Below are 8,678 nucleotides of genomic sequence, written 5' to 3'. Positions count from 1 at the left end.
CGTCGGGCTGAAGGAGCCCGTCGTCGGCAACAAGGCCGGCGACGCGCCGGGCCTCGTGGACGTCACGTACGACGGGAAGGGCGGCCTGGCCGGGAGGGACGGCGCCGCCGTCGGGTCCTTCTGGTCGAGCGGGCCCAACCACTCCACGTACGAGCTGAGCACCCCATGGGGCGACAAGGTGACGCCCGCGAACGCACACCGCGAGTACCCGCGGCCGCAGCTCACCCGGTCCGAGTGGCGGAATCTCAACGGGAAGTGGCAGTTCGCCGCGGCCAAGGCGGGCGACGCCGTGCCGGTGGGCAAGCGGCTGGGCGAGAAGATCCTGGTGCCGTACCCGGTGGAGTCGCAGCTGTCCGGGATCGAACGCCACGAGGACCGCATGTGGTACCGGCGCACCTTCACCGTTCCGGCGAACTGGCAGGTGGGCCGCGGCAAGCGGCTCCAGCTGAACTTCGGCGCCGTCGACTGGCAGGCGCAGGTCTACGTGAACGGCACGAAGGTCGCCGATCACCAGGGCGGCTACGACAAGTTCAGCGCGGACGTCACGGACGCGCTGAAACCGGGGCGTACCCAAGAACTCATCGTCGGCGTGTACGACCCGACCGACGCGGCGAAGGCCGAGAACCCGCCGATGGGCAAGCAGCGCCTCGACCCCAGCGGCATCTGGTACACCCCGTCCTCCGGGATCTGGCAGACCGTGTGGATGGAGCCCGTCGCCGCGGACCACGTCTCCGATCTGAAGCTGACGCCCGACGCGAGCGGCAGGCTGACCGTCGAGACGAAGGGCGTGCGCAGCGGCCTCCCGGTCACCGCCACCGCGTACGCCGGAAAGCACAAGGTCGGCACCGTCACGGGCCGGTCGGGCAGCGCGCTCGACCTGAAGATCTCCAAGCCGCGCCTGTGGACGCCGGACGACCCCTATCTCTACGACCTCAAGGTGAGCGTCGGCGGGGACCGGGTCCGCAGCTACTTCGGCATGCGGTCCATATCCGTGGAGAAGGTGAACGGCACGCCGCGCACCGTGCTGAACGGCAAACCCGTCTTCATGATGGCCACGCTGGACCAGGGCTTCTGGCCCGACGGGCTGCACACCGCGCCGAGCGACAAGGCGCTCGCATACGACTTGAAGATGCACAAGCGGATGGGTTTCAACTCCGTCCGCAAGCACATCAAGGTCGAGCCGGACCGGTGGTTCTACTGGGCCGACAAGCTGGGGCTGCTCGTATGGCAGGACATGCCGGCGATGGCGGCGGGCGTGAACCCGAGCACCGCGGCGCGCGCCGAGTACGAGCGTGAGATGAAGACGATGATCGACCAGCACTCCAACCACCCGTCGGTCATCATGTGGGTCACGTTCAACGAAGGCTGGGGCCAGTACGACGAGGCCCGCATCGCCGACCAGGCCAAGGCATGGGACCCCACGCGGCTGATCAACTCGATGTCGGGCATCAACCTCGGGGTCGACGGCGGCACCGGCGACATCCTGGACGAACACGGGTACCCGAGCCCCGCGCTGCCGCCGCACCCGGACGGCAAGCGGGCGCTGGTGGCCGGGGAGTACGGGGGGCTCGGGCTCGGCGTTCCCGGGCACGCCTGGTCCGTGCAGCAGTCGTACGTGGACGTGTCCCCGGCCACGTACACGAACGACTACCTCAACAAGCTGAACGAGGTGCGGGCCCTGGTCTGCAAGGGCGGCAACGGCGCCGTCTACACGCAGATCTCCGACGTGGAGGGCGAGCTCAACGGCCTCATCACGTACGACCGAAGGGTCGTGAAGCCCGACGTGAAACGGATCCACGACGCGCAGCGGGCACTGATCCGCGACGCCTCGCGGACACAGCCCGCCGGGTGTCCCTGAGCGGTGGTTCGGCTGAGCGATGGTCCGGTTGAGCGTCTGAGCTGATCCGATCGCGCCACGAAGCGGCCCCTGAGGCCCCTGACCGGAGAACAGCCAGGTCAGGGGCCTCTTCATGGCAGGGCCCAGGAACGTCGCCGTGGCGGTTGCTCTACGAGGCCGGGCGCGGGATTTCCGCGGTGAACAGTTGGGCGAGCACGGTGTACGCGGCGCCGCGGGACAGGTCCGTCTCGTCGGCGGAGAGGATTTCCAGCTGAGGGGCGGGGGCCTTCTCGTGGTCGTACTGGGCGTGGAAGGCGCGTGCTGTCGCCGTCGTGAGGGAGGGGCGGTCCATTTCGCCGGTGAAGGCCGCCACCACGCTTTCGGGGCCGAAGAGTTTGGCGGCGTTCGCCATGGCAGCCCCGAGCCGGTCGGTGGCGGAGGCGAGCACCTCGGTCTCGGCCTCGGTCCTGCCCGCGGCGTCAGCCTCGTCGCGTGCTTCCAGCTCTCGCCGGATGCCCCAATGGCTGCTCCAGGCTTCCAGGCAGTCCGCCGCGCCGCAGTGGCAGGGGCGTTCGGCGCCGGAGCCGACGCGGGAGTGGGCGAAGCCGCCCGCCGCGCCGTTGAAGCCCCGGTGGATGCGGCCCTGGACGACGACCGAGGCGCCCAGGCTCACCCCGACGCTGAAGACCAGCAGATCGCGGCCCGACAGCCGGCCGTCGAACAGGAGCAGCCCGGAGGCGAGGCAGTTGACGTAGCTGTCGATGACCACGGGGCTGTCCAGCCGGGCCGTCAGCTGATCCCGGAACGGCAGGTTCTCCCAGCCGAGCGAGCCGCTGTGCAGCACCAGGCCGCCTTCGTGGTCGACCACGCCGGAGACGGCGACGCCCACGCCGATCAGCGCCGCCTCGCGGTGCCGCGCCGTGGCCGCGCGGACGGCGCGGGTGATGGCCGCTCCGGCGTCCTCGGGGGAGGGGGAGGAGAGCGGTTCCTTGTGGGAGGCGACGACCTCGCCGCGCAGGTTGACCAGCGCCACGAACACCTCGGAGCCCGACAGCCGTACGCCCGCGGCCACGAGCCTGTCGGTGCTGAGCTCGACGAGGCGCGCGGGCCTGCCCGCCGCGCCACGGACGACGTCGGCCTCGGTGAGGAGCCCCGCGTTCAGCATCCGGGAGGTGATGCCGGTGACCGTCGCCGGGCTCAGGCCCGTATGGGCGGCGATCGCCGCGCGCGCGACAGGTCCCTGACTGCGTACGACGTTGAGCACCAGGACTTCGTTGATCTCGCGGATCAGGGCCTTGCTCCCGGCACGGGGCTTCATCGCAGACGGGTCCTTCGGTGCGTTCGGAGACAGGGCGGGGACGAATGGTAGCCGCGCGACCGCGCATCCGCTCCTGTTATTTCGGTTGATGACAAAAGTATCGTCCTCCGTCACCCCGGCCAACCGCCCGCATCCGCTCCCGCTCCCGGCAGCGGCCGCGCGTCAAGGGCAGTCGCGCAGCGGAAGCCGATGTTCCCGCTGCTGCTCTCAGGCGTGTTGGAACTGCGCGCGTCGACCCGGTAGCGGAAGCAGTAGCTCTCATGGCACAGGTACGAGCCCCCGCGCATCACCTTGCGCCCCGTGCGCGGCGGCCCGGCGGGGTTGTCGCGCGGCCCGTCGGTGTGCCAGGTGGGGTGGAACCAGTCGGCGCACCATTCCCACACGTTTCCGCAGGTGTTGTACAGCCCGTACCCGTTGGGCTCGTACGCGGTGACCGGAGCGGTGCCCAAGTGGCCGTCGGCGCCTGTGTCGTGGGTGGGGAATTCGCCCTGCCAGACGTTCATACGGTGTACGCCGCCGGGTTCGCGCTCGTCGCCCCAGGGGTAGCGGGCCTGCACCAGACCCCCGCGCGCCGCGTACTCCCACTCGGCCTCCGTCGGCAGGCGCTTCCCCGCCCACTTCGCGTAGGCGCGCGCGTCGCGCCAACTCACGTGCACCACCGGGTGGTCCATACGGTCGCCGATGTCCGATCCCGGCCCCTCGGGACGGCGCCAGCCGGCTCCCGGCACCTCCCACCACCACGGCGTCTGCGGGACGGGGCGGCCACCGGGGGGCTCCGTGGACCGCGGGCTCGCGAACACGAACGACGTGCCCAGCCGTTCCGCCACCGTCACCCACCCCGTCGCCTCCACGAAGGAGGCGAAGGACGCGTTCGTCACGGCCGTCGCGTCGATCCGGAACGGGTCCAGCCGGATCTCGCGCACCGGCCCCTCCCCGTCGGCCGGGTATCCGTCCCCGGCATCGGTCCCCATGAGGAAGGCGCCGCCCGGCAGGGCCACCATCTCGCCGGTGCCGGAAGGGTTCCCGGCGACGGGCCCGTACGCGGTTGAGGGGAGCTGAGTCGGGGGCGGCGGAGCCGGGGAGTCTGCGCGCGACGCGGCACAACAGGGAGACGTACGCACGGTCATGACCGCTCCGGCGCCACCGGCACCCCCAGATCACGGCTGCGCCCCGCCGCCTCCACCACGGCGACGATCTCCAGCACCTCCGCCTCCGGCACATTGGGCACGCCGCTGTCGCACGCGTCGACGAGGGAAGCGAGCAGCCCGGTCAGCATGGGTTCGCCCGCCTCGATGACGAACTCCCTTTCCCGGCCGCCCGCGTGGACGCGTCCGATGGTGAACGGCGACCACACGCTGTCTCCGCCCAGGGTGGCGACCCGCCCGTCCTCCCAGGTCAGCGTGGTCCGTTCGGCGGCGGTCGCGTCGACCTGCGCGCAGCCCGGCCCGAGCGCCGCCACCGCGAGATCGACCAAGTGCACTCCGTACCAGGCCAGATGGGGATGGCCCGGCTGGGTGGGCAGCGGGCCGGTGAGGTCGATCCGCTCGGCGCGGCCTGCGGCGCCGAGCGCCTCCCGGAACTCCGGTACGAAGCGCTTGGGCGATCCCGCGAGCGGCAGGCAGCCTCCGGCGTGCGCGGCCGCGAGCATGGCCCGCGCGTCCGCGCCGGTGAGCGCGAAGCGCGTGTCCACGTAGACGGGTTTGCCGTACGGGGCCAGGCGGAGGAAATGGGCGGGGTGCGTACGGGCGTCGGCGGCGACCACGAGCAGCGCGTCGCACGATTCGGCCACCTCCTCGGGCGTCCCGTAGAGCGTGACGCCCATCTCCGCCACCGCCGAGGCGAACGCGTCGACGCGGTCACGGCCGAGGGGGAAGTCGGCGGCGGGCTCTCCCTTCCACGCGCTGACGACGGTGCCGCCCGGGACGCGGCCGTTGTGGCCGTCGCGGTCGTCGGGGGCCTCGCGGCCGTCGCGGCCGTCTCCGAAGAGCCGGGTGAACGAAGGAGCGTGCGGCGAGTCCAGCCCGATGAGACCGAAGCGCAGCGGCGGCGTGTCGCCCTCGGCACGGGCGGCGGTCCCGTTCCGGTTCGTCCCTTGATAGTTCATCCCTTGATCCCCCCGGAGGTGATGCCGGCGACGATGTGCCGCTGGAGAACGATGAAGACCAGCAGGCAGGGCAGGAAGCTGACGAGCGAGGCGGACATGATGTTCGCCGTGGACACCGTCTCCGTGTTGAGGGTGGCCAGTCCGACGGTCAGCGTGCGCGTCCCGTCGCTCTGCCCCACGACCAGCGGCCACAGCAGGTCGTTCCAGTGCCACAGGAAGATGTAGATGGCGAGCGTGGCCAGTACGGGGCGGATGAGCGGCAGCACGATCCGGGTGAAGGTGCGCCACTCCCCGGAGCCGTCGATCCGCGCGGCGTCGAACAGCTCCTCGGGCAGTTCCCGTATGAACTGCCTGATGAGGAAGACCGCTTGGGCGTTGGCGAGGGTCGGGGCGATCAGCCCCCACAGCGTGTTCACCCCCTTCATATGAGCGATGAGGAGGAACGTCGGGATGAGCGTGGCCTGCATCGGCACCATGAGGGTCGCGATGATCGCCCAGAACAGGGCGTTGCGGCCCGGGAAGCGCTTGCGGACGAGCGCGTACGCCGCCATGGACGCGGTGAGCAGGATGACGACCACGGAGACGACGGAGAACACCAGGGAGTTGAGCAGCCAGCGGGGGAACGCGCCGATCTCGAAGATCCGTGCGATGTTGTCGAAGGTCAGTGAGGCGGGGATGGCGTGCGGGAGGGTGGGCGCGCCCTCGGGCGAGAGCGCGAGGACGACCACCGCTATCAGCGGGGCGACCGTGAAGAGCGAGATGACGGCGAGTGCGAGCGTGGGGCCGTAGCGACGGGGGCGCGCGGCCGGGGACGAGGCCGGGACCGGAGCTGGGGCCGGGGACGAGGCCGGGGCCTGGGCAGGGGGCGGGGCGGTCATGAGGCGTCCTTTCCTTCCATGAAGCGCCGCTGGATGAGGGAGAGGACGAGCACGATGGCGACGAGGACCATGCCGACCGCCGTCGCGTAGCCGAAGTCGAGGAACTTGAAGCCCTCGTCGTAGAGGAAGTAGAGCAGGGTGAGGCTGGCCCGGTTGGGGCCGCCGCCGGTCATCACGTAGACGGTGTCGAAGACCTGGAAGCCCACGATCGTCTCGATGACCAGCACGAAGAACAGCACCGGCTTGAGCAGCGGCAGAGTGATGTGCCGGAACGCCTGCCAGTTGGACGCGCCGTCGATACGCGCGGCCTCGTGCACCTCCGCCGGCTGGGACTTGAGGCCCGCTAGGAAGACGAGCATGGAGTAGCCGAAGCCCTTCCACACCGAGACCAGGGCCAGAGCGCCGAGCACCAGCCACTGGTCGCCGGTGAGGAAGGGGACGGGCCCCGCGCCGACGGCGTGGAGCGCCGTGTTGAGCGGCCCGTCACTGGCGAAGATCCACGACCAGATGATGCCCGCCATCACGAACGAGCTCAGATACGGCACGAACAGCAGGGAACGGAACGTGCCGGAGAAGCGTACGAGCCGGTTCAGCAGCAGCGCGCCGGTCAGCGCGATGACGATGATCAGCGGTACGAACAGGAGGACGTAGGCCCCGGTCGCGCCGAGGCTCTTCCAGAAGTACGGGTCGGCGAACAGCCGGGTGTAGTTGCCCGCCCCCTGCCAGGTGATCTCCCCGTCGAGGCCGTACCGCGTCAGGCTCATGGCGGCGGCGCCGGCGATGGGGAGGAACTTGAACAGGCCGAAGATGGCGAGCGTCGGCAGGACGAAGAGGATTCCGGCGGCCGCTTCCCGGCGCCGGCGGCGACGCCGTGCCGTGGCGTGGTCGGTGGAGGGGCCCGGACCGGTTCCGGCGCGGAACGGGCGGGACAGTATGCGGCTCGGGGGAGCGGTGGCGGTGGCGGTGGCGGGGGTGGGGGGTGCGGACATGGCGGCCAATCGACGGGGTGGGCACGGGGTAGGAACGAAGGCGCTCAGCCGATCGGGAGCGAAGGCCGTCAGCCGGTCGAGGGTGAAGGCCGTCAGCCGACCGGGAGCGAAGGCCGTCGGCCGGTCAGGAGCGGGCCAGCAGCTCGCGCGCGTCGTCCGCGGCCTGGTCGAGTGCTTCCTTCGCCGTCATGTCGCCTTTGAGCGCGGCCTGTATCCGGGGCGCGAGGACGGACATGACCTGGCGTGCGACGGGCGAGGGCTCGCCGGGGTTGGCGTATCGGAGGGCTTCGTCCAGCGCCTTGACGTCAGGGCTGTCGCCGGGCGGTTTCACATCGGTGCGGGTCGGGAACGTGCCCGCCGCCTCGTCGAGCGCGGCCTGCGTCTTGGCCGAGGTCAGATAGGAGAGCACCTGGTACGCCGCCTCGCGGTTGCCCTTCTCGTTGATCGAGGTCAGGGACAGCAGACCCGGATTGCCGTAGGTAGCGCGCACCTTGCCCTGGAGAGGGGGCCCGAACCGTACGTTCTTCTCGCCGAGCGCCGCCCGCATCTGCTGGAGTTCCGGCAGCGAGGTGACCGCGCGCATCGCGACCTTGCCCTCGGCGATGGGCGCGCCCTCGACGGCGGGGCCCCGGGCGACGGTGTCGTCGGGCAGCGCGCCCCGCTTCTTGAGGTCCACGAGGAACTGGAGGGCCGAGACGCCCGCGGCCGAGTCGAACGCGACGTCGTCGCCGCCCTTGGCGAAGACCCGTCCGCCGGCCTGCCAGAGCAACGGATAGAAGGAGAGGTTGAGGGTCTGCTCGGGGCTGCCCGCGTAGTCCATGACGTCGATGCCCTTCTTCGCCAGAACGGGCGCGGCCTTGCGCACGTCGTCCCAGGTCCGCGGCGGGTCGAGCCCCGCGTCGGCGAAGATCTTGGTGTTGTACGCGGTCGTGCTGATGTTCTGGAAGAGGGGGACGCCGTACAGGTCGCCGTCGAACGTCGCGGCCTTCAGCGGGCCGGGCAGGAACTTCCCGCGCTCGCCCGCGAGCGCCTCGTCCACCGGCAGCACCCCTTTGACCTTGCGGTACGTCGCCGCCTGGTCCGGGGTGAGCAGGACCAGGTCGGGCCCGGTGTCGGCGGCGAGGGCCGCGGTGACCTGGGCGTCCCGCTTGTCGAAGGTCTGCATCTGGATGTCGAGGTCGATGCCGGGATGGGTCTTCTCGAACCCGGCCTCGGTCCGGGCCCAGAACTTCTTGTTCACGGCCTCGTCCTTGATCACGGGGTACATCCACAGGGTCACCTTGCGCCGGCCGTGGCCGTCCTGGGCGGCGCAGGACGTGAGCGGCAGCAGGACCGCGACGGCCAGCGCCGCGGCGCGCAGCAGTCGGGCGCTCATGTCGCTTCTCTCCTTCCCGGGCCCGCGAGTTCTCCTGCGTCCTCGGGACGCTGCCCGCCGACGGGGGCGAGGGGGCGGGAGGCCCGCCGGCCGTTACGGTCGTGGCGCCGGGCGGCGGCGGCCAGCTCGGCCAGCGCGTCCTCGTGCCGCGGGAGCAGCGGCTCACCGGTCAGGACC

Annotated in this window: 8 protein-coding genes; 1 reads left to right on the top strand and 7 read right to left on the bottom strand. The window is 71.0% G+C overall.

Translation table 11 applies throughout. The features are described 5' to 3' along the window. Window positions 1–1,858 (top strand): glycoside hydrolase family 2 protein (locus ACFU99_RS22965; RefSeq protein WP_384394856.1); only part of this gene is annotated, 1,858 nt, incomplete at its 5' end. Between the two features lie 148 nt (window positions 1,859–2,006). On the opposite strand, the gene ACFU99_RS22960 is transcribed toward ACFU99_RS22965, so the two are convergent. The 7 genes from ACFU99_RS22960 to ACFU99_RS22930 all read right to left on the bottom strand — a co-directional run. Further along, window positions 2,007–3,155 carry an ROK family protein gene (locus ACFU99_RS22960; RefSeq protein WP_384394854.1) on the bottom strand — a complete coding sequence of 383 codons (1,149 nt, stop codon included), beginning with the start codon at window positions 3,153–3,155 and terminating at the stop codon, window positions 2,007–2,009. Window positions 3,156–3,265: 110 nt separating this feature from the next. Then, window positions 3,266–4,282 (bottom strand): formylglycine-generating enzyme family protein, encoded by a 1,017-nt coding sequence (locus ACFU99_RS22955; RefSeq protein ID WP_384394852.1) that lies wholly within the window; start codon window positions 4,280–4,282, stop codon window positions 3,266–3,268. Next, the gene (locus ACFU99_RS22950; RefSeq protein ID WP_384394850.1) at window positions 4,279–5,259 is read right to left on the bottom strand and encodes a hypothetical protein; all 981 of its coding nucleotides are present in this window, start codon (window positions 5,257–5,259) and stop codon (window positions 4,279–4,281) included. Before ACFU99_RS22950 ends, ACFU99_RS22955 begins: the two co-directional genes overlap by 4 nt. After that, complete coding sequence (locus tag ACFU99_RS22945; RefSeq protein WP_384394848.1) at window positions 5,256–6,137, bottom strand: carbohydrate ABC transporter permease; 882 nt, start codon at window positions 6,135–6,137, stop codon at window positions 5,256–5,258. Before ACFU99_RS22945 ends, ACFU99_RS22950 begins: the two co-directional genes overlap by 4 nt. Beyond that, a complete protein-coding gene (locus tag ACFU99_RS22940) occupies window positions 6,134–7,126 on the bottom strand; it encodes a carbohydrate ABC transporter permease (RefSeq protein ID WP_384394846.1) in 993 nt (330 codons plus the stop codon). The genes ACFU99_RS22945 and ACFU99_RS22940 overlap by 4 nt, the downstream gene beginning before the upstream one ends. Before the next feature lie 124 nt (window positions 7,127–7,250). Next, window positions 7,251–8,501, bottom strand: coding sequence for an extracellular solute-binding protein (locus tag ACFU99_RS22935; protein WP_384394844.1), 1,251 nt, complete (start codon window positions 8,499–8,501; stop codon window positions 7,251–7,253). Beyond that, window positions 8,498–8,678, bottom strand: a 181-nt coding sequence (locus tag ACFU99_RS22930) for a hypothetical protein (RefSeq protein ID WP_384394843.1), incomplete at its 5' end; no start/stop codon positions are given. The genes ACFU99_RS22930 and ACFU99_RS22935, both read right to left, overlap by 4 nt.

The sequence above is a fragment of the Streptomyces sp. NPDC057654 genome (assembly GCF_042800135.1).
Classification (GTDB): domain Bacteria; phylum Actinomycetota; class Actinomycetes; order Streptomycetales; family Streptomycetaceae; genus Streptomyces.
This window is presented reverse-complemented; position numbering and strand designations above follow the sequence as displayed.

Excerpts from the sequence above, each read along its gene's own strand:
- ACFU99_RS22960 (WP_384394854.1), bottom strand. The coding sequence starts at position 3,155 with ATGAAGCCCCGTGCCGGGAGCAAGGCCCTGATCCGCGAGATCAACGAA.
- ACFU99_RS22955 (WP_384394852.1), bottom strand. The coding sequence starts at position 4,282 with ATGACCGTGCGTACGTCTCCCTGTTGTGCCGCGTCGCGCGCAGACTCC.
- ACFU99_RS22950 (WP_384394850.1), bottom strand. The coding sequence starts at position 5,259 with ATGAACTATCAAGGGACGAACCGGAACGGGACCGCCGCCCGTGCCGAG.
- ACFU99_RS22945 (WP_384394848.1), bottom strand. The coding sequence starts at position 6,137 with ATGACCGCCCCGCCCCCTGCCCAGGCCCCGGCCTCGTCCCCGGCCCCA.
- ACFU99_RS22940 (WP_384394846.1), bottom strand. The coding sequence starts at position 7,126 with ATGTCCGCACCCCCCACCCCCGCCACCGCCACCGCCACCGCTCCCCCG.
- ACFU99_RS22935 (WP_384394844.1), bottom strand. The coding sequence starts at position 8,501 with ATGAGCGCCCGACTGCTGCGCGCCGCGGCGCTGGCCGTCGCGGTCCTG.